The 22,382-nt window shown below is 54.3% G+C and carries 22 protein-coding genes; 8 read left to right on the top strand and 14 right to left on the bottom strand.

Annotated features, from left to right (window positions below):
- Nucleotides 1-4: 4 nt before the first annotated feature.
- The 6 genes from ACAM_RS07850 to eno form a co-directional block, all read right to left on the bottom strand.
- Entirely contained in the window at nucleotides 5-322 is a 318-nt protein-coding gene (locus ACAM_RS07850) for a hypothetical protein (protein ID WP_022542283.1), read from the bottom strand.
- A 61-nt stretch (nucleotides 323-383) separates the two neighbouring features.
- Nucleotides 384-815: a vitamin K epoxide reductase family protein gene (locus tag ACAM_RS07845; RefSeq protein WP_022542282.1), complete on the bottom strand. Its 432-nt coding sequence runs from the start codon at nucleotides 813-815 to the stop codon at nucleotides 384-386.
- 722 nt (nucleotides 816-1,537) lie between these two features.
- Nucleotides 1,538-2,656 carry a tryptophan--tRNA ligase gene (locus ACAM_RS07840; protein ID WP_022542281.1) on the bottom strand — a complete coding sequence of 373 codons (1,119 nt, stop codon included), beginning with the start codon at nucleotides 2,654-2,656 and terminating at the stop codon, nucleotides 1,538-1,540.
- 136 nt (nucleotides 2,657-2,792) lie between these two features.
- The gene (locus tag ACAM_RS07835; protein WP_198407778.1) at nucleotides 2,793-3,095 is read right to left on the bottom strand and encodes a ferredoxin family protein; all 303 of its coding nucleotides are present in this window, start codon (nucleotides 3,093-3,095) and stop codon (nucleotides 2,793-2,795) included.
- A 48-nt stretch (nucleotides 3,096-3,143) separates the two neighbouring features.
- Nucleotides 3,144-3,482 (bottom strand): hypothetical protein, encoded by a 339-nt coding sequence (locus ACAM_RS07830; protein ID WP_022542279.1) that lies wholly within the window; start codon nucleotides 3,480-3,482, stop codon nucleotides 3,144-3,146.
- A gap of 85 nt (nucleotides 3,483-3,567) precedes the next feature.
- On the bottom strand, nucleotides 3,568-4,866 hold the full coding sequence (eno, locus tag ACAM_RS07825; RefSeq protein ID WP_022542278.1) for a phosphopyruvate hydratase: 1,299 nt from the start codon (nucleotides 4,864-4,866) through the stop codon (nucleotides 3,568-3,570).
- Between the two features lie 99 nt (nucleotides 4,867-4,965).
- Here eno and ACAM_RS07820 point away from each other — a divergent pair, with 99 nt between their 5' ends.
- From ACAM_RS07820 to ACAM_RS07810, 3 genes are all read left to right on the top strand, one after another.
- A complete protein-coding gene (locus tag ACAM_RS07820; protein ID WP_022542277.1) occupies nucleotides 4,966-5,628 on the top strand; it encodes a potassium channel family protein in 663 nt (220 codons plus the stop codon).
- A 75-nt stretch (nucleotides 5,629-5,703) separates the two neighbouring features.
- Nucleotides 5,704-6,564 carry a mechanosensitive ion channel domain-containing protein gene (locus ACAM_RS07815; RefSeq protein ID WP_022542276.1) on the top strand — a complete coding sequence of 287 codons (861 nt, stop codon included), beginning with the start codon at nucleotides 5,704-5,706 and terminating at the stop codon, nucleotides 6,562-6,564.
- Nucleotides 6,557-6,856 carry a hypothetical protein gene (locus tag ACAM_RS07810; RefSeq protein WP_022542275.1) on the top strand — a complete coding sequence of 100 codons (300 nt, stop codon included), beginning with the start codon at nucleotides 6,557-6,559 and terminating at the stop codon, nucleotides 6,854-6,856. The genes ACAM_RS07815 and ACAM_RS07810 overlap by 8 nt, the downstream gene beginning before the upstream one ends.
- A gap of 27 nt (nucleotides 6,857-6,883) precedes the next feature.
- Here the strand turns inward: ACAM_RS07810 and guaA are convergent, their stop codons facing one another.
- Nucleotides 6,884-8,422 (bottom strand): glutamine-hydrolyzing GMP synthase, encoded by a 1,539-nt coding sequence (gene guaA, locus ACAM_RS07805; protein ID WP_022542274.1) that lies wholly within the window; start codon nucleotides 8,420-8,422, stop codon nucleotides 6,884-6,886.
- 263 nt (nucleotides 8,423-8,685) lie between these two features.
- On the opposite strand from guaA, the gene ACAM_RS07800 reads away from it, so the two are divergent.
- From ACAM_RS07800 to ACAM_RS07790, 3 genes are all read left to right on the top strand, one after another.
- Nucleotides 8,686-10,164, top strand: coding sequence for a leucyl aminopeptidase family protein (locus ACAM_RS07800; RefSeq protein ID WP_022542273.1), 1,479 nt, complete (start codon nucleotides 8,686-8,688; stop codon nucleotides 10,162-10,164).
- Nucleotides 10,165-10,173: 9 nt separating this feature from the next.
- Complete coding sequence (locus ACAM_RS07795) at nucleotides 10,174-11,031, top strand: BtpA/SgcQ family protein (protein ID WP_232502346.1); 858 nt, start codon at nucleotides 10,174-10,176, stop codon at nucleotides 11,029-11,031.
- Between the two features lie 362 nt (nucleotides 11,032-11,393).
- Complete coding sequence (locus ACAM_RS07790) at nucleotides 11,394-11,822, top strand: CopD family protein (protein WP_022542271.1); 429 nt, start codon at nucleotides 11,394-11,396, stop codon at nucleotides 11,820-11,822.
- A gap of 14 nt (nucleotides 11,823-11,836) precedes the next feature.
- Here the strand turns inward: ACAM_RS07790 and ACAM_RS07785 are convergent, their stop codons facing one another.
- Nucleotides 11,837-12,934 carry a DUF711 family protein gene (locus ACAM_RS07785; RefSeq protein WP_022542270.1) on the bottom strand — a complete coding sequence of 366 codons (1,098 nt, stop codon included), beginning with the start codon at nucleotides 12,932-12,934 and terminating at the stop codon, nucleotides 11,837-11,839.
- A 511-nt stretch (nucleotides 12,935-13,445) separates the two neighbouring features.
- Between ACAM_RS07785 and ACAM_RS07780 the strand changes: the two genes are divergently transcribed.
- Nucleotides 13,446-14,516, top strand: a complete 1,071-nt coding sequence (locus ACAM_RS07780) for a hypothetical protein (RefSeq protein ID WP_022542269.1) — start codon at nucleotides 13,446-13,448, stop codon at nucleotides 14,514-14,516.
- Nucleotides 14,517-14,646: 130 nt separating this feature from the next.
- On the opposite strand, the gene ACAM_RS07775 is transcribed toward ACAM_RS07780, so the two are convergent.
- The 5 genes from ACAM_RS07775 to deoC all read right to left on the bottom strand — a co-directional run bounded on the left by ACAM_RS07775 (nucleotide 14,647) and on the right by deoC (nucleotide 20,761).
- Nucleotides 14,647-15,615, bottom strand: a complete 969-nt coding sequence (locus tag ACAM_RS07775) for a transcription initiation factor IIB (protein WP_022542268.1) — start codon at nucleotides 15,613-15,615, stop codon at nucleotides 14,647-14,649.
- 89 nt (nucleotides 15,616-15,704) lie between these two features.
- On the bottom strand, nucleotides 15,705-17,495 hold the full coding sequence (locus tag ACAM_RS07770) for a S9 family peptidase (protein ID WP_022542267.1): 1,791 nt from the start codon (nucleotides 17,493-17,495) through the stop codon (nucleotides 15,705-15,707).
- A 48-nt stretch (nucleotides 17,496-17,543) separates the two neighbouring features.
- Nucleotides 17,544-18,518 (bottom strand): mevalonate kinase, encoded by a 975-nt coding sequence (gene mvk / locus ACAM_RS07765; protein ID WP_022542266.1) that lies wholly within the window; start codon nucleotides 18,516-18,518, stop codon nucleotides 17,544-17,546.
- On the bottom strand, nucleotides 18,502-19,992 hold the full coding sequence (locus ACAM_RS07760; RefSeq protein ID WP_158318603.1) for a dihydropteroate synthase-like protein: 1,491 nt from the start codon (nucleotides 19,990-19,992) through the stop codon (nucleotides 18,502-18,504). Before ACAM_RS07760 ends, mvk begins: the two co-directional genes overlap by 17 nt.
- Before the next feature lie 61 nt (nucleotides 19,993-20,053).
- The gene (gene deoC, locus ACAM_RS07755) at nucleotides 20,054-20,761 is read right to left on the bottom strand and encodes a deoxyribose-phosphate aldolase (protein ID WP_022542264.1); all 708 of its coding nucleotides are present in this window, start codon (nucleotides 20,759-20,761) and stop codon (nucleotides 20,054-20,056) included.
- A 161-nt stretch (nucleotides 20,762-20,922) separates the two neighbouring features.
- Between deoC and ACAM_RS07750 the strand changes: the two genes are divergently transcribed.
- Complete coding sequence (locus ACAM_RS07750) at nucleotides 20,923-21,267, top strand: SCP2 sterol-binding domain-containing protein (protein ID WP_022542263.1); 345 nt, start codon at nucleotides 20,923-20,925, stop codon at nucleotides 21,265-21,267.
- Here ACAM_RS07750 and ACAM_RS07745 read toward each other — a convergent pair.
- Complete coding sequence (locus ACAM_RS07745; protein ID WP_022542262.1) at nucleotides 21,264-22,379, bottom strand: amidohydrolase family protein; 1,116 nt, start codon at nucleotides 22,377-22,379, stop codon at nucleotides 21,264-21,266. The two genes, ACAM_RS07750 and ACAM_RS07745, sit on opposite strands and share 4 nt — an antisense overlap.
- Between the last annotated feature and the right edge of the window lie 3 nt (nucleotides 22,380-22,382).

The raw sequence follows: 22,382 nt of genomic DNA, 5'->3' as shown, positions 1-22,382 counted from the left end.
GGGCCTAATCCTCGTAGAGCTCGACCCTAATCCTAGCCTTAACCCTGTCCCTCGAGAAAGGCGGTGTCTCCGGTCCTAGCTCCACAGCTATCACAACCGGATTGCCCATGTCATCCGTAAACCTAACCTCAGCAACATAAGTCGGCTGGGGGCCTCCCCTCTCCATCATCCTCATCATACCCTCGTAGAGCCTCGAAATAGCCATCTGAAGGGCCACAGGGCTTGAGAAGTCCTCAGGTTTAAGGCTAAGCCTCAGAAAGTCTTTAACAACCCTCCCTATCCTAGCCTCCCCCTCGAAATCCTTCGAAACGCCCTGCTCCAAATCAACCACCCGCAGATACCCCTCCATAGCCCGTCAAGTTGCCCTCCCAGATAAATAAACACTAGCCGCAAGCCCTCAAACATAGGAGAGAAAGGGCCAGCGCCGACAATATGGATAAATGCATCACCGTGCACCAGAGACAGAAAGCACCGGCCACAAAAACCTCCAGATAAACTAGGTAGGGAACCATGACTGCACCTACGAGGGAGAGAATTGTCGTGGAGTAAAGGAAAATCCTAGAGCCCTTAACCCAGTAGGCCAACGCCGCTAGAGACAAAAAAGTAAAATACACTGGAGCAATCACGCTCAAATGAACAACGCCAAACAACACAGCCTGGGGAATACTATAAACACTGGAGCAATCGACAACAGCTAAACCGACGTCACCAATCTCGCAAACACCAGAGCCAGTAGAGTACTCGAAATAGCCAGCAATACTGGCGGCGTAGCCAAGTAGGGCAGCGGCGAGAAGAACCGCTGAAATCCTCGACAAGCAGACCACACCCACAACACACAACTTACTATTACACAAGGAGGGGAAAAGCCTTCACTAAACCCCCCCTTATAAACCTGTAGGCCCACAATAAGCACCTTAACACATTATAAGCAAAGGCCCACAATAAGCACACAGGAGTCCAGGGTTCCTGAGGGCCCTGGACCACCCGAAACCGGATGCCAGGGGCCGAGCCCAACAGGGCCCGAGAGGCCTATGGCGGGGAGACCCGAGCATTAGGCAGCCCGAGAGACTAGCCCTCGGGGGGCTCCGAAAGGGCCTCCAAGGCGGCCCCCCACCGCCTTGGAGAGACCCTGGGGGCGGAGAGCCGGCCGGCCTAGTCTCTCGGGCTGCTCACGCTCGGGCTCCTCCGCCCACGCTTCTCGGGCCTACATGAGCTCGGCTCCCTGCTCCTAACTCCGGTTTCGGGCCTAGGGCCCTCAGGAACCCTGGACTCCGCCTCTCATCCAATTACTCCGTACTTTTAGAAATTAGGAGAATGGGAAGGTTATGGTAAATATTCAAAATATTCTCCGTCGATGTCTTGCCCGAGTAAAGAAAGATTTATTCTTCTCCTCCTCTCCAGGAGGTTTGGGTTCTATATTGGGGGTCAGGCGAGGGTACTCTCCCCATCCTGGCTTCGGCCCTAAAGCGTCTCTTCATCCCCATTCCCGGGTTCTTCGAGTATGGTGTGTTTATTAGGGTTTCTAAGATTTCTCGAATTAGAATTTTGGGGGATCCACTAGTTTCCAAGCTATGTCTTTAGCCTTCTCAAGCTTTCTCTGGTGATCCGCTAGGAATCTCTCCAGCTTTTCCCAAGCTATCTGCTTGCATTCTCCACATAGTATTTTCCCGAGTCTGCAGCTAGTGTATATGTGCTTCACTTCATCGTCATCAGGCATCAGGTGGTATAGGTCCATGTGATACACGCTACATATCTCGGGTATGCCGCCCAGTCTCCTCTGCTCTTCAGCCGTTGCCCTGCCTCCTGTCAGAGCTCTGAAGAGTTTCCTCCTAGCAGTCTCTGGAGGGTCTGTGAGGAATATAGTGGAGTCTGGCCTGCTACTGCTCATCTTCTTCCCGTCAAGACCTGGCTGGAGCTTGTGGTACGTGCTGGCGGGCCTTTCAAGCTCTACCACGCCCGTCATACGATCGGCCAGGTCTCTTGTGAGCCTTAGGTGGGGATCTTGGTCTGCGCCTACAGGAACTACTACGTATCGGTAGCCGCCGTACTCCTCAAGCTGTACGTGGAGTATGTCGGCCGCCTGGGTTAGCGAGGCCATTATCTTTGCGGGTGTAAGCCCGCCGTAGATAGCCTCCATCTCTGCAGCTGTAACTTTCCCTGAGAATAGCTGGATTAGCCTGTAGTACGGTGTTCCCCTGTTAGTCTGGAAGTAGAATTCCGTATCCTTAGGGTCGAGGCCCAGGGCTATCATGTTAGCTATATACTCCTCAACAGCTATCTTCACAGCCTCATCTCTACCTATCCTTCTAACTGCGAAAGCCTCTGCATCGGCTATGGCTATAAAAACCTTGAAACCATTCCTCTGGAGGTATATGAGCTGGTCTACTGTGAGTTTGTGGCCGAAGTGGAACTTCCCGCTAGGCATGAATCCCGTCAGCACTGCAACAGGCTCGCCCCTAGCCTTCGCCTCTAAGATCTTGTCGAAGTCCCTATGACCAAAGATTATGCCTCTCCTCATTAGGATGCTAGGCTCCATACCAACCCTGCGCAGTAGAGGCAGAATATCGCTGAAAGGTCTAATACCAAACGTGTGCAAAAGCCTATCATAATCCTTTATCTCGACTGCCCCCCATGGATCGAGCCTGTCAGCCGCCACAAACGCTGACCACCTCATAAACGCGAACCCACGCTAGGAGTCTTAAAATTTAAGCCCAACCTCTATGCAACTCTAACCCAAAAAGTGGGTTGGTATGGCTAGTCTGAGTTGATGCTCTTCTCTATCGAGCATCGAGCTAAGTGAACCTATACTGTATCCCCCTACCGCTCCTCGGGTATCTCCATGAAATCTTGTCTTTAGGAGTTATAACCCTACAGAGGGCACACTCAACGCATCCTTCATAGCTGAAGAGAAGCTCCTCGCCCATTTCCGTATAGCATGCAGCAGGGCATAGAAGCGCGAGGGCCTTTTTAGGTATTCCCCTCTGGTTTTCGGCGCCCCTGGGGATCTCTATGTGGGGGTCCTCAGCAACGTCCCACACGTTCCTCTGGAGTATGTCCTCTATGCTCAGCATTCTATCCTCTACCTTGGTCGACACCGCCTCCCTTCACCCCACTTATGGAGTCACGCTCTTTAGAGGGCTTATTTAGCAGCCCATCTGCATCCCTGGGGCTTTACTGTCCACATCTATAACTACTATTCCTCCCCCACGGCTCCTGGCCCACTCCCCCAGGGTTTTTGCCATGGATGATGTTGTGACTACAACTATCCTCCCCTTCAGGTTGCTGATTGCTTGTATGGCCTCATCAGCGCTAGCAGCTTCAAGTGTTTCATCAGGCCTTAAACCCTTGACAGCAAGCCACCTGAGTATACGGGATAGAGCCTGCTCGTCTTCCTTAGGTGCGAGAGCTACTATGACTCTTGTGCCTCCACTACCCCCCGCTTGGGTTAGCTCTTTTAGCCTCGAAAATATCCTGGAGAGCAAAGGGCTGTGCACCGAAAATTTTGTAGTTATATTGGCTAGTATAACTGTTGTAGTATAGATTCCAGTTAGATAAACCCGCCAGGGGTTAGCCGCCGCGTATGAGGCCGAGTAGCTCGGGGCCAGCGTAAGAGGCGGAGTAGCCTAGAGTATCCTCTATCTCGAGGAGCCTGTTGTATTTCGAGGTTCTCTCGCTTCTAGCAGGAGCCCCCGCCTTAATCATTAGGGCCCCGGTTGCAACTGAGAGGTCTGCTATGAATGTATCCTCAGTATCGCCGCTCCTGTGGCTAACAATATGAGCTACCCCTCTATCCCTTGCAGCCTGAATAGCCTCTAGCGCTTCAGTTAGAGTCCCTACCTGATTCACCTTTACAAGTAGCCCGGTGACAGCTCCGTCGGCGGAGGCTTCCTTGACTCTCTCGGGATTAGTTACGAGAAGGTCGTCCCCAACAATTAGGGTTCTCGCCGAGAGGGCTTCGACCGCCGCTTTAAAACTTTCAAAGTCGTCCTCGCTGAACGGATCCTCGAGATAAACTATTGGATAGTTCTCAACGAGTCTCTGGTATATGTTGAGGAGCTCTTCTCTTGAAATGGCCTTGCCCTCAACGAGATAGCGGCCGTCCCTGTAGAGCTGACTGGCTGCAGCATCGATTCCAAGGGATACTTCGCGGCCAGGCTCGTAGCCAGCCTTCTCGACAGCCTGAACCAGAGTCTGGAGAGGCTCCTCCGCCTTTCTCATAGGCGGGGCAAACCCTCCCTCATCCCCAACGTTAACCGCGGTTGCGCCGTACCTCTCCTTAAGCAGCCCCCTAAGCTCTCCATAGATCTCCACAGCAGCCCTTATGGCGTCCGTGAAGCTGTTGAACCCGTGAGGCACTATCATGAACTCCTGGAAATCCAAGTCGTTACCTGCGTGAACACCGCCATTTATGACGTTGAGTATAGGTATTGGCAGTCTCCTAGCCCCTGCACCCCCCAGGTACTGGAACAGCTCGAGCCCAGCCTGGTCTGCGGCGGCTCGAGCTGTCGCTATGCTTAGAGCAGTGGTAGTATTCCCTCCAATCCTAGACTTGTTAGGAGTTCCGTCAAGCTCTATCAAGAGCCTGTCTATATACGACTGCCTCCTGGAATCCACGCCCTCCAGCCTGGGGGCTACTATCGTGTTTACTATAGCCACTGCCCTTGAGACACCCTTACCCCTCCACTTCCTCCCTCCGTCCCTAAGCTCCACAGCCTCCCTCTCACCCCTGCTGGCGCCGCTAGGCGCTATACCCCAGCCATACCCCCCGCCAGCCAACTCTACGTAGGCCTTGATAGTTGGGTTCCCTCGGCTGTCGATAACCTGGAGCGCCCTGACGCGTCTTATATTGAAAGCTTCTCCACCCACCTTCCAACACCGCATATACCACGGGTTGGAGGGCTGCCCGTTTAAGCCTCCCCAGGGGAAACTCTAGCTTGAGGCGGCCAGCATCCGGGGGCATCTACTTTGAGGATACTTATAGTTGGAGCGGGGAGGGTTGGTAGAGAGCTCGCTAAGAGGCTTAGCCATGCAGGCTACTCTGTCACTATCGTCGACAAGGACGGGGAGAAGCTCGAGATAGCACAGAGCGAGGCTGACGTAGAGGGGTTGCAGATCGACGTTACGGATCCACGCTTCTACAGCGAGATAGATATACCTAGTTACGACGTTCTTGTCGCCGCCACTGACAGAGACGAGGTTAACCTCTTCCTAGTCGCGATGGCCATGGCCTATGGAATGGAGAAGATCTATGTTAGGGTTAGGATGAAGGAGACGGTTAGGATCCTGACGACTCTGGGAGTCCACGACATGATAGTAGAGCCTGACATCATTGCCGGGCTCCTCTACTCCAGCATAACAGGCAAGGGCAGGCCCATCCTGATATCAGACGTCTTCGTTGGCCGGTATGTTGTGGCAGCAGCTACGGTGACTAAACAGAGCCCCGTCAGGGGCCAGAGGCTGAAAAACTTGCTGAAGCTAAGGGATCTCGAGGGGAGAGTTAAAGTCTTGGCTGTTTTCGACGGCAACGAGCTTAGGGACCCAGAAGAGATTTCAACTATAGAAGAGGGGCATACAATAATAGCCCTAGTCGACAGGGAGTATTTGGAAGAGTTCGCGAAACTCTACTAGCAGAATAACCAGCCGGGGTGTGTGAGCCTAGTGGAGCAGCCCCGGTGTAGTGCCTGAGCTGGGGTGTAGTAGGCGTTGGCCAGGATGTCTCTCACCAGCGATCTACAAGCTATCTTGCCAAGCTATGAGTCCCTCATAGAGATATCGATGCGGCTCGCAGAGGCCTTCCTAGTAGTTTTAGCGGGGTTGGCCGCCGTTCTTTTCGTGAGGAGCCTCACCAGGAGGCTCACGGCGGCTAGGATATTGGATGAGAGCAGCGCCTCCCCCTTCTACAGGCTCTCAAGAGATCTCATAGTACTGATAACTATCATGGTTGCCCTCTACGTAGTCACAGGAAGCAGGTTCATCATAATACTCATAGCCGTCCTCCTGGCGGCAATCCTCCTGGCAACATGGGATCTCCTTATGAATATGGCGGCGTACTACGCCATAATAATCACAAGAATAGTCAGCAGAGACGAGTACATCATAATGCCGAACGGGGTTAGAGGGTGGGTTAGGGATGTGCGGCCTCTCTTCGTCATCGTGGAGACAAAGTATGGGGTGTACCACGTGCCCAACTCAACAATGCTCAGGCTCGGGGTGCTGACGAAGCGGGAGAGGTCGTACTACAGGCTAACGGTGCGCGTCTGGGGACTCCCGAGTCAGCAGCTTATAGATAACGTGAAGGACGCTTTAGATAACGTAGTAAACACTCTCCTCCCAGAGGAAGAGAGGTCGGTAGTGATGAAGCGGGTCATCATAGACGAGATCTCTGAAGATAGTGTAACCATAAGAGTTATAGTAGGCATGCCCCACACCGAGCCACGGCCCGAGAGGCTCGCAGACTTTGTGGAGCGGCTTTCGAGAAGGCTCCAGGAACACGGGATTAACCACTCTATAACCCTCGAAGAACAAGAAGGATATGAACAGAGGTGGGGTGCTACCCTTGGCTAGGAGGAAGAAGCAGAAGGACCCGTACATATGCCCCTCCTGCGGCGCTAGGGCGGGAGAGGTTGAGAAGACGTGGACACTAGTATCGCCACTTCCCGACAGGTACGGTAGAATAACCATAACTGTCATGGCAGTCTTAACCTGCCGGGAGTGCGGCTACAGCTGGAAGGCTCCTATACAGAAGATGAAGACCGGTGGTGACGAGGAGGCGGCCGCACGTGGCGAGGAGCCGCCCCGGCGTCCCGGACAGGTAATAGAGCTCGACCTCGACGAGATATTAAAGGGGGAGGAATAGCCTCATATAGATAAACGATTCTTTCACTCACTCCCACTCTATCGTTGAGGGAGGCTTGCTGGTGATATCATACACAACCCTGACGACCTCGGGTATCTCGCTAGTTATCCGCCACGCTATCCGCTCAAGAAGCCACCACGGCAGCTCCGCAGGCTTTGCAGTCATCGCGTCCATAGACTCCACAGCCCTCAAGGCGACCACATAGCCGTAGCTCCTGGAGTCTCCCCTCACCCCCGTTGCCTTTGAAGCAGTTAGAACAGCAAAGTACTGCCAAAGCCTCCCACTCAGGCCAGCCGACTCCACCTCTTCCCTAACTATGGCGTCTGCATGGCGGACTATCCTCAGCTTCTCCCGCGTCAGAGGCCCTTCCACCCTCACAGCCAGCCCAGGCCCGGGTACGGGCTGTTTCCACACCAGCTCCCTCGGGATTCCCAGCTTCTCGGCGATAACCCTAACCTCATCCTTGTAGAAGAGTCTAAGCGGCTCAACCAGCTTTAGCCCCATATCCCTGGGAAGACCCCCGACGTTATGGTGCGTCTTTATAACGTCTGCCCCGGGGCTGGCCCCACTCTCTATGACATCCGGGTAGATAGTCCCCTGCACTAGATATTCTGCCCCTAACTCCCGGGCCACTAGCTCCAGGACCTCAGCGTAGAGACGGCCCACCACACGCCTCTTCTCCTCAGGATCAGCCACCCCTTCCAGTGCGGATAGAAACTGCTCCCCAGCGTCGATAATCATGGGCTCTATACCAACTGTGGATAGTAGTTTTAGAACTCTCTCCACCTCGCCCTCCGGATGTAATCCATGATCTATGAAGACCGGGTGTAGCCTGTCTCCTAGGGCTTTCTTGGCGATGAGGGCGGCTACAGTGCTGTCAACGCCGCCGCTAACCGCAGCTACAGCACGTGCATCGCCGACCTGCAGCCTGACACCCTCCACAAGCTCAGACACCATATCCCCTGGTCTCCAGCTCCGGGGGACTCCAACAACTGAAAGGAAGTTATCCAACAACTCCATACCGAACTGGCTATGCCTAACCTCCGGGTGCCACTGAACACCGAAAACCCGGCTCCCCAGCTCCATAGCAGCAACGGGGCTCCCGGGGCTCCTAGCCAAGACTTTGGCTCCACGGGGGGGCCGTAGAACTGCGTCGTAATGGCTCATCCAGACCTTAAACTTAGCTGGAAGGCCGTCTAGCAGAAGGCCGTGGTCGAGGACCTCGACCTCGGTGGGGCCGAACTCGGGGAGGGGGCTCCTGCCCACCTCGCCTCCCAACACCTTCGCGAGGAGCTGGTGGCCATAGCATATACCCAGGACGGGTTTTCCGGATTCAATCGCCATTAACGCCGCCTCGTCGTGCCGGGACTCCCACACACTGCCTGGGCCTCCGCTTAAAATGACCCCAGCCGACCGGGAAACTGCATCGCCAACAGCATCTAGGTTAACAGCCGGTACAATCTCGCTGTAAACACCCAGCTCTCTTATCCTCCGTGCGATGAGGTGGGCATACTGGCCTCCAAAGTCTACTACCAGGACGCTGTCTAGATCCCAGGCCTTACCCATATATCTAGCCCCGTTTTTGAGTTTCAGCTGGCTAAGGGTGATATTTAGGGTGATGGAGGGATCCGGCCGCAAGGCACCCGCCTTCATCGCCCTCCGCGTGACACGCGGGCCTACGGCGGGCACGGGTCCACTTGAACACTTTAGCCTCCATCTCTAATATTCATTAACGCCCTCCAACATGCCAGTGTCGCCCGGCCCCGAGCAAACCGTCCGGTAATAGATATTACAGACAGGCTCGATAGAGGGGTTATGGTGGAGCCTCTATGGTTCTATACACTAAGCCACCCAGTGTTACCGCCTCAGACGAAGCGTTCTTCGGGAGGCGGACGCCAGTCATAGTCCCCGTGTTCAAGGAGGGCGACTCCATAAAGCTTCCCGAGGGGCTTCCCGAGGACCTAGCCTCTCTGATTAGAGACGGCTATGTCTCGAAGGCCGTCTCACCCGAGCCTGGGAGCACCGCAAAACTCCCTTATAAAGGCGGGTTGGTTGTTACTGCTGGCTGCGGTGCACCAGGCGATCTTGAGGGGGTTAGAAGGGGGTTTGCAGCGGCATCGAGACAGGTTATAGACTCGTTCGAGGAAGCCCAGCTCTACCTATCGGGCTTGGATTCCAATTCTTCCACCGAAGCTCTAATCGGATCTCTCCTCGGCGCCTACAGGCTTGAGGAGTTCAAGAACACCAGGAAGAGGAAGCTCCAGAAGCTCTGGCTGTACGGAGGCAGTCCTAGGGTAGACTATGCACAGGCTATTGCAGAGGGGGTTTATCTAGCTAGAGATATAGCAAACGCGCCGCCGCACAGGCTACCTCCGGCTAAGCTGGCCGCCACTGTTAAGGACCTCTTCTCCCAGTTCGATAATGTTGACGTAGAGATATTCAGCTACGAGAGGCTGGTTGAGGATGGTTTCGGGGGTATAGTGAGTGTTGGTATGGGTAGTGATGAGAAGCCTAGACTGATAATAATAAGGTACACGGGCGGTTCCGGCGAGCCTATAGCACTCGTAGGAAAGGCGGTTGTATTCGACAGCGGAGGCATCAACCTCAAGCCAAGCCAGGGCATGACCCTGATGAGGGCTGATAAAGCTGGCGGAGCAGCAGTTGCAGGAGCCCTATGGGCGGCAGCTAGGCTGGGGATTAAGGCTAACCTCGTAGGCCTTATACCAGCTGTTATAAACGTTCCCAGCGGCTCGTCATACCTGCCAAGCGACGTCATAAGAATGTGGGACGGCACGCTAGTTGAAATAACTAACACGGACGCAGAGGGAAGACTAATTCTAGCGGATGCTATAGCCTATGCTGCAAAACAGCTCGGGGCGAAGACCGTTATAGATCTTGCCACCCTGACGGGCGCCATTGTAGTGGCCCTAGGGCCGCTCATAGCTGGCCTCTTCACCCGCAGTGACAGCCTGGCAAAGGCTTTCGAAGAAGCCTCAAAGATAACTGGAGAGAAGCTTTGGAGGATGCCGATGGAAGACGAGTATGCCAAGAGCCTGACACAGCCTGCACAAGCCGGGGAGATAGTGAACGCCGCCCAGAGATACGGGGGAGCCATATTCGGCGCCCTCTTCCTAGAAAGGTTCGCACACGGTAAGGAGTTCGCACACCTGGATATAGCGGGGCCAGGCATAGCTTTCGAGGCGGGGAGCCTAGCACCGCCCTACTGGCCGGAGAAGGGCATGGCTCCCGGGTATGGTGTGAGGCTTCTGATAGAGGTCCTCAACAGCCGGGCGGGAGGGGGTGGCTAGCCGTTGGGAGTGTTCGACAAGTGTAAACCGCTCATCGGGGTAGTACACCTCCCGCCGCTACCAGGCTCGACAGGCTACAGAACCCGCCGCTACCCCCCCAGGCTCGGGAAGCTATGGAGCCTCGAAGATATAATAGAGTACGCCGTGTCAGAGGCCTCCGTATACGAGGAGGCGGGCTTCGAAGGGGTTATACTGGAGAACTACGGTGACACTCCCTACCCGAAGAACCCGGGCCTCATGCAAGTGGCGGCCATGACCAGGATTGTGAGGGAGGTGGCTTCGAGGTTAAACATACCTATAGGGGTCAACATGCTCAGAAACGGTAGCGTTGAAGCACTAGCCTCTGCCTACTCAGGCGGGGGGAGCTTCATACGTATAAACAGCCTGTGCGAGACCCGACTGTCCCCCGAGGGTATCATAGAGCCCGACGCCGCCCGCCTCGCGAAAAGCCTAGCACTACTAGGCATTTTAGAGGAGAGACGTATAGAAATGCTAGCGGATGTTGACGTGAAACACAGCTACCCACTGGCTGAGACAAACATAGCCCAGACTGTCAGAGACTGTATAGAGAGGAGCGGAGTACCAATAGCGGCAATAGTAATAACCGGCCACGCCACGGGAGGACCTCCAGACACTGACGAGGTAGTCACCGCGGCCAGGACAGCCGCAGAATATGATGTTAAAACAATAGTTGGAAGCGGCATATCACAGCTAAACCTATCGAAATACTGGCACATAGCAGACGGGTTCATAATAGGTTCTAGCATAAAGCTCGGAGGAAAACCCTGGAACCCGATAGACAAGGAAAAAGCCAGGCTATTGGCATCACTAGCAGAAAGGCTTAGAAGGATAACAGAAGGTTGCTGACTCCAGAACCAGCATGCATCCTCCCCAGAGCGGAATCACAAGGTTACAAGGCTAACCCGGGTAGGATGGAGAGTAAAACCCGGACTGAGGTGCCGCAAGGCACCGGTGAAGACTCCTAGTCCAACTGACTACCCAATTAGAAGCTGCCCCAAGAGCATATAAGAATACTTTCCATGACAAATTTTTCACAGCACCTGCGGTTACATGGGCCGAAACAAACACCGGTTCCAGGTTACCGGGCCAACGGGATTTTGGCTTTAGTTTAAGAGAATAGAGGAGACCAGACCAGCTGATAGGAAATACAGGGACGGAGTTTAGCTTAATGACTGCTATAACACACGCAGGATTTCAGGGGGTTAGTGTTGGCTACAGCTTACCAGATCGCCCAGCTGCTTCATGTGCTTGCGGCTTCTATTTGGATAGGCGGTCATATCATAATTGCCTTAGGATACCTACCCAGGTTCATAACCACGGGTGATTTCAGACCTCTCCAGGAATTTGAAAGCGTCTACGAGAAAATAGGGTTGCCGAGTCTGGCGGTAGCGGCTATCACTGGGATGTACATGGCAACCCAGCTTGGCTGGCCCCGCGGAGCCGTCAGCAGCCTAGTCAACCTTAAGATACTGCTCTTGGCCGCCATAGTGTTGTTGGCTGTTGACGCCCGGTTCAGGATAATAAGGAGGCATAGACGAGGGTATAGTATAAGTAGAGTCGACATGGCTGCCCATATTATAGCTGTCACCTTAATATCCATTATCCTAGCCGTAGTAGGGTGGGAGATAAGATATTAGAAGGGGGTTCCCCTTCAGAGCGGGATAACAGGGACCTCCCCAAACCTCTTCAGGAAAACCTCGTCGCCAGGCTCCACCCCGTCTATAGGGATTATTCTAACACCTACTACGCCGCCCTTCGTCCTAGAGTAAGCCCTTGCATCTAGAAAGAGCCCGGCAACACTGTCTATAGAAGCCGGGGTCACTGCCATATCGAGGCCAGCTAGACACACTCCTGAAAGCCTAAGGAGATCCCTAGCCGAGGTCTCAAGCTCAGCAACCCTGACTTTCAGCTTAGAATCCTCCGCAACAGGGAGTTGAACCTCGTTGAAACCAACGGTTTTCCCCAGCCTGGAAGCTGCATCGGCTATCGTCTCGTTAACAAGCCTTAGACCGTGGGCGAATCCCGGCTCCGGAAGCCTAACGCCAGCAACTTCCTCTACGAGTGCAAGGCTAGACTCCTCCATCCAGGGCGAGACGCTTAAATCTACACCGGCGAACGACCCGCCTACAGCCTTCGCCACAGCCTCGGTATACTCTTTCGAGACGCGTGCCGCATAAACGATGGAATCGCCTACAGCCGAGAGCCCGCCTGTTCTAAAGCTCTCCAACAGGAACCTCGGGTATAGGAGAGCCGCAGTCACACTCCTGGCCCTGCCCGGGCTGGTTGCGAGCGGGAAGTAAGGGGTTAGAAGGCCTGTTCCCAGCGGGTTTAAACCTATGTGCACTGCAAGATCAGGGCTCTTATCGCTCAGGCTGTGTATAAGGCGGGAGTAGCCTCTAGCCTCTTCCCAGGAGCCCTCGACGAGTGCCAAGCTTAGGAAGAACCCTCTCTCGAGGATGTCATTTACAGCATCAAAATCGCTGGGCGAAGCTCTATGTAGGCCGAGATTTATAAATACTCCCTCGCCTTCGACTAGATGCTCCAGCTCGGCCGCCCTCCTCACAGACTCCGCAATATTACCCCCTGACGCTAGCACCGCCCTGAGGCTCCAAACCTCAACACCCCTCTCAGCGGTTACACGATCAATAACCTCCTTAGCCTTAAAGACTGAATCCTCGATAATGCCTACATCAGCGTTGGCCTCAAAATGGATCGTAATAGCCCTTAACTTGAACCCAGGGTCTGCCAAAACAATCCCCCTCCAAACTAGATGAAACCCCAGGGTAAAAACCTGGAGTATACCCGAAGCGTCGCTCGGATTCAATAGCCCCGCTGGAAAGAATGCACAGCTGAGCGTTTACTCCTCCCAAGGATAAACCTAGTCTCATCCTGTGTAGAACAGGCTCTAATTCTCATCGTTTATAAAAGGCCGGGAGGGGCCCCGGTCATCCATCCCCCGGGTTGCGGGAGCGTCGCAAAGAAGCTAGCATAGTCCGGGGCCCACCCGTAAGTTAGGTAATTTACAGTGAGAAGCTTTATAGTGATCATCGATCGAGAAGGCTAGGTGTTAGTACTAGGGGGCTATCGGTCTAAACTCATGCTCTTAACTGTGTATGGCCTAATACTTACTAGGTCAATACGATATATCACTTTATACTCATATTTTTCAGATATTCCCAAAGCCCGATACCTCCCTTCGATAATATGTAAAATTTATTAATAATCAATGCATATCATTATGTTATGGTGTGTAACAGGAAATGTCCGAAGAGGTGGAGGTTAAGAGGGCAAGAGTATCAAGAGTTATAAAAAACAACATGATTGATTTTAGGCTAGCACAGATCATTGAGGCTTTAACCCGTTACTCAACGGAGGAAGGCCTACCGCCTTCTATAAAGTCTTATGCACAGAAGCTCGGCCTGGCAGAGAGAAATTTATACAAGCTTGTTCAGAGGGCCAGAGCTGCTGGCTTCCAGTTTGGAGTCTCTATAAACTATGAGAGACTCGACCTTAGCCAGGTCGTCATAGTCGGCAACAGCCCCATACTAGCCGATGTACCGCCTAAGAGCACAGCCAGGCTTCTCGACGGCCGTTTCATGCAAACGTTCATAGTTCCCGAAAACTGTCTTGAAGAGTTTGCCAACAGCGTTGAAGCAGACGATATATATTTCGCACGCCTGGTATGGGGCTCGAGGCCCGCCCTGGCCAGTATACCCTACATCCGGATGGATCCATACTACAAGCCTGACAAGAGTGTTCTTGACAGTATGAAAAAAGTGTTTATGGAAGTGTATGAGAAAGGGCTTCCCGACATCGCAGGCCGAAGGTACCCCGCTGACAAAGTCGTTGTCCTCCTTCTACTGGAGGCGAACATAGACGCCCTACGGAGCGTTGCAAGCATGGCAAGAACCTACGGGCTGAGCCTGATAAAGACCCAGCGGAAGTACTACAGGCTTTGGAAGAGGAGGGCGATACTGGGCTACAGACTCAGGTGCGCCCCATACTGCACACCCAGCGGTATAGTAGCGGTCCTGAGGCACCACGATCCTGAAAGGCTGGCATACGCCCTCCCAGTCATGCCACCTGTCGCGAGCGCAGCAGTTGCCACTAGCCATGCTGACAAGAAGCCTGTAGTGCTGTTACAGACAATGGGGTCGGGCGAGACGGTGCACCATGTTATGAGGATTCTCAGGGATATGGGCGTGGCCATAGACAGGATCTACCCCTATACAAGCCCGGAGAGCTTGACTAGGGAGGCTATTAAGAAGGCCTACCTGGCACCTATAGGAACACCGTTGGAATGCCCCAAAGTCCTGATGGGAGCTCCCTGAAAAGACAGGTTTGGTACTAGCCGAGAACAGTATTAGGGAGGACCAGACAGCCGTGGCCTTTGACTAAAGATTAAAAAGGGGTTTTGTTTGAGGTCCTCGCCGTGAGGTTTACGGTTTACCTTAGGCAAACCTAGCCTCTGTCTTCGGCGCTCTTCTCCTCCAACTCTTCCTCTATCCCCAGCGCCTGGGCTATCTCCTTGTATCTGTTCCGGATCGTAACCTCGGTAACGCCCACTACATGTGCTATTTCCTTCTGTGTCTTCCTGATTCCGTGTTTGAGAGCGGCTAGATATACAGCAGCTCCCGCAAGTCCACCCGGGTCTTTACCGGCTGTTAGACCTTTCTTCCGGGAGAGATCTATGATTTTGATAGCCTCTATGGCGACGTGCTCCGGTAGGCCTAATGCGCTTATTATAGTGTAGACGAAGTTCTCGGGCTTCCGCACAGGTATTTTTATGTTAAGGTCTCTCACCAGGAGCCTATAGCTCCTGGCGACATCCCTACGAGTCTCAGCATCAACATTCCCCTTCATAGCCTTTATAATATCGGTCAGGCTATGCGGCAGGCCGTGTATACGCGAAGCTGCATAGAGGGAGGCGGCGACTATGCTCTCTATGCTCCTACCCCTGGTGAGCCCCTTCTCCATAGCCTCCCTATATATCTTGCTTGCATCCTCAACCACTATCTCCGGCATACCCATCCTGCTGGCGACCTCGTTAATCAGGGATAGTGCTGTCTGCAGGTTCTTGTCGACACTCGTTAGAGGTCTAGCCGAGAGGCGTGGGGGCCTTCTAGGCAATATCTTCCTCTGCTTAATACCCTTGGGCCCGTGGTCCCTGGGGTGCTCGAGGCTCGCCTCCACACCCATATAGTGGTGGGAGTACTTGAGAGGACCTCCATAGTGGGTCTTCTGCTGTCTCTCCTCGGGTGTGTACGCCTTAACATCGCTCTCCGTACCTATAATATCCTCCCCAATTATCTCGCCAGTGTCGGCGCATATCTTCAGCCCCCTAACCGGGTCTGTGACTATGTTTTTACACTTGATCTCCCCGCTTTCCTCCCCCGAGGAGCCCTCGTCGTAGGGTATTTCCGAAACCATTTCAAGCACCCAAAATATATAGGTTACCGCTCATGTTATGGGCGATACCTTTATAAATCTTGGAGAGGGGTGTTAATAAGCTTTTCTGTCTAAATACGTTTTGAGAGGTGTTCGTATATAAACTTGAGGGCGTTCCTATAGACTTTCAGCCTGTTTTCTAGCTTAACTACACCATGCCCTTCGTCCTCTAGCCTAAGATACTCAACTCTCACGCCCAGCGATGAGAGCGCGTTAACAAGCTGCTCCGCTTCGCTCACGGGGACTCGCGGGTCCTTAGCACCGTGAATCACCATTAGGGGGGCCTTTATATTCTCTACATAGCTTATGGGGCTAAGCTTCAGCATCACCTCGCCATGGACTTCAGGGTCCCCATACTCGGCTATACGGTATTTCCTCCTGTAGGGGCTTGTATTCCTGATAAAAGTGACTAAGTTCACTATCCCAACAATCTCGACACCACATGCCCATAGATCAGGGTATAGAGCGAGAGACATAAGCGTCAGGTAGCCGCCGTAGGAGCCGCCCATAACACATAGCCTAGAGCCGTCTACCAGCCCCGCCTCGACAGCCGCCCTGACGGCGTGGTAAACATCGTGAACAGCGTTTATACGCTTCTCCACGTCGTCGAGGTGGACAAACCTCCTCCCATAGCCCAGCGAACCCCTATAGTTGGGTGCTATAGTCGCTATACCCATAGCCGCCAGCGACTGCGGAAAAACGTTAAACCTAACTCTCTCCTGGCTCTCTGGCCCCCCGTGTAGGTAGACGACGGCTGGCGGAGGGTTGGAAAGCGGCTCGGGAGGCGGATAGAACAAAGCCCTTATCTCCAGACCGTCAAAGCTCTTATAGGAGAAGTGCTGTGGCTCCACAAAGACCTCTTCTTTCAACCATGCCTTCGGGCTCCTAGTAAGCCTTGAAACCTCATCACCGAGCTTTACAAGGTAGATTTCTACACCCTGCTTAGGAGTGCTGAGGGAGAGAGCCGCTAGGCTCAGACCCTCGTTGAGGTCCATGTTGAGGAGGGTTCCTCTGGGCAGACCTTCAATAGGGTGGGGGTTGAGAAGCCTCCCTCCCCAGTCTATCTTCGCGGTGTAAATCCTGCTTTCTCCATCAACGTTTATCGAGTATAGCACCGTGTTCCCAGAGATTTCAAGCGCCTCCACGTCCCATTCTTCCTTTAAGACGAGCCGCCTCTCGCCTGTTTCGATGTCTAGAAGCGCGATGCCTGCGAACTCACTGTCCATGTTGCTTATAATCATGGCTTTCCCTCTCCCTATTGGGCGGGGAGCTATGTTTAGCTCCTCGCCGCTGTGTCTTGTAAGTATTCTTACTTCGCCATTGTCAACGTTAACCACAACTATATCGCTATCAAGATTCGTGTTCCTCTTAACAGCCAATAACCTCCTATCGTCAAGCCATGAAGACGCGGCTACGATGCCCTCCCCCTCAGCCACCATTCTAGTCTCTCCCCGCGCTAGATCAAACACGTAAAAGTCAAAGTCGACCCCGTTCCTCCTGTTGCTCGTGAAAGCGAGTAGCCTGCCGTCTGGGCTCCAGGGGCCTAGCATGTTAATGCTATCGTCCTCGCCAGACACGAGCTTTACGCCCTGCTCCTCTCCCGCTATGTAGATAGACCACTTTTCATCCCCGTCCCTGTCCGTGGAAAAAGCTACAAGCCCATCGGGCGAGATCTCGAGGGATCCGACCCGCCTCTCCCAGGGAAGCCACAGGTCGCTGAATCCGTTACAGCTTCTCCACAAGTTGGGCTGGTTAGACGCGGCATCCGAAATGTAGTATATACAGCCTGTTGAAGGGTCTATCCGGGGGGTGTGGGAAGTCTTGATAGCTAGAAACCTCCTGACAAGTATGTCTATATCCAAACCGAATGCCACCGGGTTTTAGCGGGTTAGGCCGTGGAAATTAAAACCCTAGAGGGTTTCGAGCTTAGCACCCTCCTCAGCCATCGACGCGGTAAAGGCTTGGGCGGCGTCCCCGGTCACAGACCTTAGCCCACTCTCAGCCTCCTCCTCCCGAAATAGCCCTATAACGCAGCCACCCCATCCCGCGCCGGTTAGCTTAGATCCCAGGGCGCCAGCCCTTCTCATCCGGTAAACTAGCGTTTCTATTTCGAGGGATGAAGCTCCCAGGGCCGATAGGAGTCCCTGGGCTGCGTTCATAAGGAGGCCCAGCCTCTCCGCGTCACCCCTCTCGATAGCCCCACGGGCCTCCCGCGATATTACGTCTGCCGCCGTGTATATATGGTTGGAGGCTTCCCCGAGTGATTCGGCAACGGAGAGAACATGCTCAACGACATCCCTGGTCTGTCTTTCGATCCCTGTGTCGGCAATGAGAAGCGTAACTCCTGCGAGCCTCTGCTCTAGTCTAACGGGCTCCTCGCCCCTCTTATAGGCTAAAACCCCTCCCTTCACGGCTATAGTAACGTCAACACCGCTCGGCCTGCTATGAGCTATTCTCTCACCCTCCATAGCCACGCTATAGAGCTCCTCCTCAGACAGGGGATCCCCGTGCATGGCAGAGTATGCGAGGGCGTAGGCCACCATGCTGGCTGCGCTGCTCCCTAGCCCAGCCCTCGGCGGAATTTTGCTCTCCACCAATATCCGATGGGGCACTACGCTGTAACCCCTGGCAGCTAGGCTCCTCAACACCGCCATGTAAGGCTCGAGAACGGTGCTCACGCTAGCCGCGGTTCCTTGTCCGGGAAGGGGGGCATGGTGGCGCCCCAACATGCTGCTCTCCAGAACTATACCGTCTCCTCCGCTCTCAACGGTGACACGCAGCCTCCTACCTATGGCCGTTACTATAGCCATGGAGCCTCTGACGACGAAGTGCTCGCCAACTATTATAACCTTCCCCGGGGCCGAAGCGCTAGCAGCCTCCCTCATCGGGTTCACCCCAGACGGGGACTATTACAGGACTATCCTGAATGTACGTTTTGCCTAGGAGAAGCGCGATCTCAGCCTTAGCCAGCTCGTATCCTATGTATCCAGCGTGCTCGCATGAGACAGGGAACCTAGATGTTAGGGCTCTGAGAAGGCTTGTAGGCTTTCTGCCCTCAAAGGTAACAGGCTCACCCCCCCTAGGGTAGAAGGTGAGCATTATTACCCCCCTCTCGTGGTCGACCTGTATATGCGCGTAGCCAGCATTGTCCATAGCGGGCGGTATGTAGCCGACGCTAACCCTCTCACCCTCGGGGTGTACTGGCTTGGGCGGCTTTCTAGGCTGCTTCACCACGAAGAGCCTAGTGAAAGGTATCCTCGCAGAGAGTAGGGCCTTAGCTGCAGAAGCGTAGCTCACAGCCTCTGCGGCCTCAGCTGTGGAGCGGTAAGACTTGTAGCTGTCCTCGACGACATAGTAAAGGGAGGCTCCAGCCTCGAGCGCCAGCAGGGCGAGAAGGGCATGGACGCCATGGCTGTCTGCCTGCACCTCTTCAGCAACATTGGCCGCAGAAAAGACGAGAGGCACGCTCAGCAGCCCAGAGGCTCTCCTCAGCCTCTCGAGGCTCTCTAGAAGCCCTAGTGGAGGGGGCGAGAGGCTGACGTCTACGACAATCTTATGATACCCCGAGGACCTCAAACCCCCGACAGCACTGGCAAGCTCCTCAGGCCGCTCACCCGAAACCATAATAAACGCGTCCCCAGGTAGACGTTTCTCCCTAGTCAGCTCCACCGTCAGGCCAATGGGCACTATAACGCCAGAGGCTCCGGCGTCTAGAGCTGAGGATGCATGGTCCATGGTTGGAGTTTCTGCAATCACTGGCGCCTCTTTAAGAGCTGACAAGGCCAGCCGCACCTTATTATATACAACCTTAGGCTCGTCATCGAACCCGGTTCCCACAGCCACTATAGAAGCCCCATCCCCCTCCATCCGGGCTGCAAGCCTTGGAATCTCCCTCTCGGAAGCCGTAGGGGGTATCTCAGCGACAACCAGCATAGGAGGAGGCCTCAGAGGTATCCTAACCCTCCCCACTCTAAAAGCCTCCTTAACAACTATCTTCGACGCGTAGTCACCAAGATTAACAACCTCCTCAGCAGGTCTCTCGGGGTCTAGCTTCCCGCCGGAGCTAAGAATGCCTATTATATCCGGTATATAGACCGGGCTAACTGTACCCTTATAGACGGGCCTACCAACAACCCTCGATATCTCCCTAGCGTCCCCCCTTACATGGCCCGGTATAACCAGCACATCAGCCGACCTAGCCCTATCCAGCAAGTCCTTCTTCGAAGCCAGTATCTTTGCTATCGTCCTGGCGCTCAACATCCCTATAGCGTGCACCGGAAGGTCTATAACCTCGGCTTCGAACCCCGACTCCCTGAGTATATCCTCCACTAGCCTTCTCGCCGACCTGCTCGTTATCAATCCAACCCTTATTCTACCCTTCAGAAGCAATCCCCCCGGGTTGGCTGGAGCCGAGTTGCCATTAGGCTAGAGATTTGAAGCTCTCTAAGACCCTCTCAGCACTACTCGTACCTATAATGTCAGCCCCGGCTCCCACGGCCAGTATGGCGTCAATACCCGTCTTTATGCCTCCACTAGCCTTAACACCCAGCCCAATAGGCTTCGCCAGCCTTGCGAGCCTGTAAACCGTCAATGGATCCCCGCCCTTGGTATAAACCCCCGTGCTAGTCTTCACAACATCAGCCCCCGCCCTCCTAGACGAGTCTACCAAAAGGGAGAGCTTATCGTCGTCCCAGAGGGGAGCCTCCAATATGACTTTCACCAAAGCCCCATAGCCCTTCGCAAGCCTCACTATATCTGACACCTCTCTATACACCCCGTCGGGGCCCAGCGAGAAGTTGGGAACAACATCAAGCTCCTTAACACCGGCCTCTAGCACCGCCTGGGCTTCCACAAGCTTCGCCTCGAGGAGTGTCTGGCCTAGAGGGAAGCCTATAACGCTGCACAGCTTAACCCCGAGCTTCTCGGCAAGCTTAGACACCCTAATAGAGTGGGCCGGAGTCAGCACTGCACATCTAAACCCATGCTCCGCAGCCTTTTTGACGAGGTCCTCCGCATCAGCCTCTGTAGCCTTGGGGTTTAAGAGTGTAGAGTCAATCCTAGCCGCGAGGTCCTCTGGGCCCCCGATCCTCTCCAGGCCCTGCTGCAGTATCTCTCTAGCTGAGGGCAACCCGGATACCCCCTCCAGACTACAAGTGGTGCGGAGGACTATTAGATTACCGCATCTGCAATCCAAAGGTTATATTTGCTCTATGCCAACATCTTAATACTAACCCACAGCAGGACAAATGATTCCCCTACAAGCCTCAATTATAAAGTAGGTGTCTAGTATTGGCGGCTGCTGAAGATCTTAAGAAAAAGTTCGAAGAGCTTTTCCAAAAGGCTAAGGAGAGCCTCCCCGAGGTACAGTCGTGGAACAAAGTCTACCAGATAGTACTCGAGGACGGCGGCGAATTCTACATTGAGATAAGCGGCGGCGAACTAAAGATCGCCGACGGCAGGCATCCAAGCCCAATAGCCACCCTAACGCTCACCAGCGACACATTGAAGGAGATTCTAGACGGCCAGACGGACGCGATGAAAGCCTTCATGATGAGAAAGCTGAAAATAACCGGGAACGTCCTAGACACAATGAATCTAAAACGGATAATCGACGCTGGCCTAGGCCGGCTCTAACCACCCCTCCATAGCATGCATGCTGGCCTCGAGAAGTCTCCCCTGGCTATTTTTAGCAGGGTATAGTATTTGTTGAAGCTCCTCCCCACTAACCCCGCCTCAACGCCCTCCAACCTCATCAACGCCACATCACACATCCCAGCACCCTCGGTTATAATGGGTGGCTCGACACGCAACGCCTCATAGCCCCAACCTAAAATCCCCCTGAGCAGGTAGCGCGGCAGCCCCGGATCCTTCACACCCTGCAGCCTGGCAACAAGCATAGCCTGCCTAGCCTCGTCCCAAGGATCGAGCGTATTCCAGGCCGCGTTGTCTGTTCCGAAGGAAATCTTCACTCCAACCCTGTAGGCTTCTGCTACCGGGGGGAGGCCGATGCCGTGCCACATATTGCTACGTGGGGAGAGGACCAGTATAATATCGTTCTCCCTAAGAAGCACTAGGTCCTCGCGGGATAGGTGCGTGCCGTGTATAATCGCATCTACACCTATATCCAGCGCCGCTTCAAGGTCCCCCTGCAGCCTCATCTCCCTAGTCTCTGCAACGTGAGCGTGTATCGTCATGCCACTGTTGCGTAGGGGGCGAACCCTCTTGGGGTCTATGTCGAGAGGGCTGTTCAACCCGATGCCATCGCATCCCTCGAGCCCGTAAGGATCCCCAGGCCTTCCCATGAGCGCTATCGAGGTGTACAGAAGCCCCAGACTCGAGAGGACCTCCCTCACCGGGAGGCAGCCTCCAGCAGCTGGCTCCCTGAAGTCGGCCGCCGCCTTAACACCCAGTTCCTCTAGAGCCCTGTAAACTTCGACAGCAGCCTCTGCACACGCCTTCTCGCCCGCCTGCTGGAGCAGCAGGTGCTTCAGCCCTCTTGGAGGCGCCACGAGTTCCTCAAGCCCAAGCTCGCTCCCCACCTCGGGCCACTGAACGTCGCTGGAGTGTATGTGAGCGTTAACCGTGGGAGGTAGGGCTATAGTGTATTTGGGAGACGACTCTGGGCACGAGTCAGATGAGGCTATTGATGATAATGCACCGTCATGCTCGTCGAAAGACAGGCAGACAGCCTCTCTGGCCTCCAGCTCCTCACCTATGAGAGCGTAGTCTACCCTCACCGACAGCATGCT

Origin of the sequence: Aeropyrum camini SY1 = JCM 12091 (assembly GCF_000591035.1) — an archaeon.
GTDB classification, from domain to species: domain Archaea; phylum Thermoproteota; class Thermoprotei_A; order Sulfolobales; family Acidilobaceae; genus Aeropyrum; species Aeropyrum camini.
This window is presented reverse-complemented; position numbering and strand designations above follow the sequence as displayed.

What these genes read in the sequence shown, in the direction of transcription:
- guaA (WP_022542274.1), bottom strand. Translation starts at nt 8,422, where the DNA reads ATGGGTAAGGCCTGGGATCTAGACAGCGTCCTGGTAGTAGACTTTGGA.
- ACAM_RS07800 (WP_022542273.1), top strand. Translation starts at nt 8,686, where the DNA reads ATGGTTCTATACACTAAGCCACCCAGTGTTACCGCCTCAGACGAAGCG.
- ACAM_RS07780 (WP_022542269.1), top strand. Translation starts at nt 13,446, where the DNA reads ATGTCCGAAGAGGTGGAGGTTAAGAGGGCAAGAGTATCAAGAGTTATA.
- ACAM_RS07775 (WP_022542268.1), bottom strand. Translation starts at nt 15,615, where the DNA reads ATGGTTTCGGAAATACCCTACGACGAGGGCTCCTCGGGGGAGGAAAGC.
- mvk (WP_022542266.1), bottom strand. Translation starts at nt 18,518, where the DNA reads ATGAGGGAGGCTGCTAGCGCTTCGGCCCCGGGGAAGGTTATAATAGTT.
- ACAM_RS07745 (WP_022542262.1), bottom strand. Translation starts at nt 22,379, where the DNA reads ATGCTGTCGGTGAGGGTAGACTACGCTCTCATAGGTGAGGAGCTGGAG.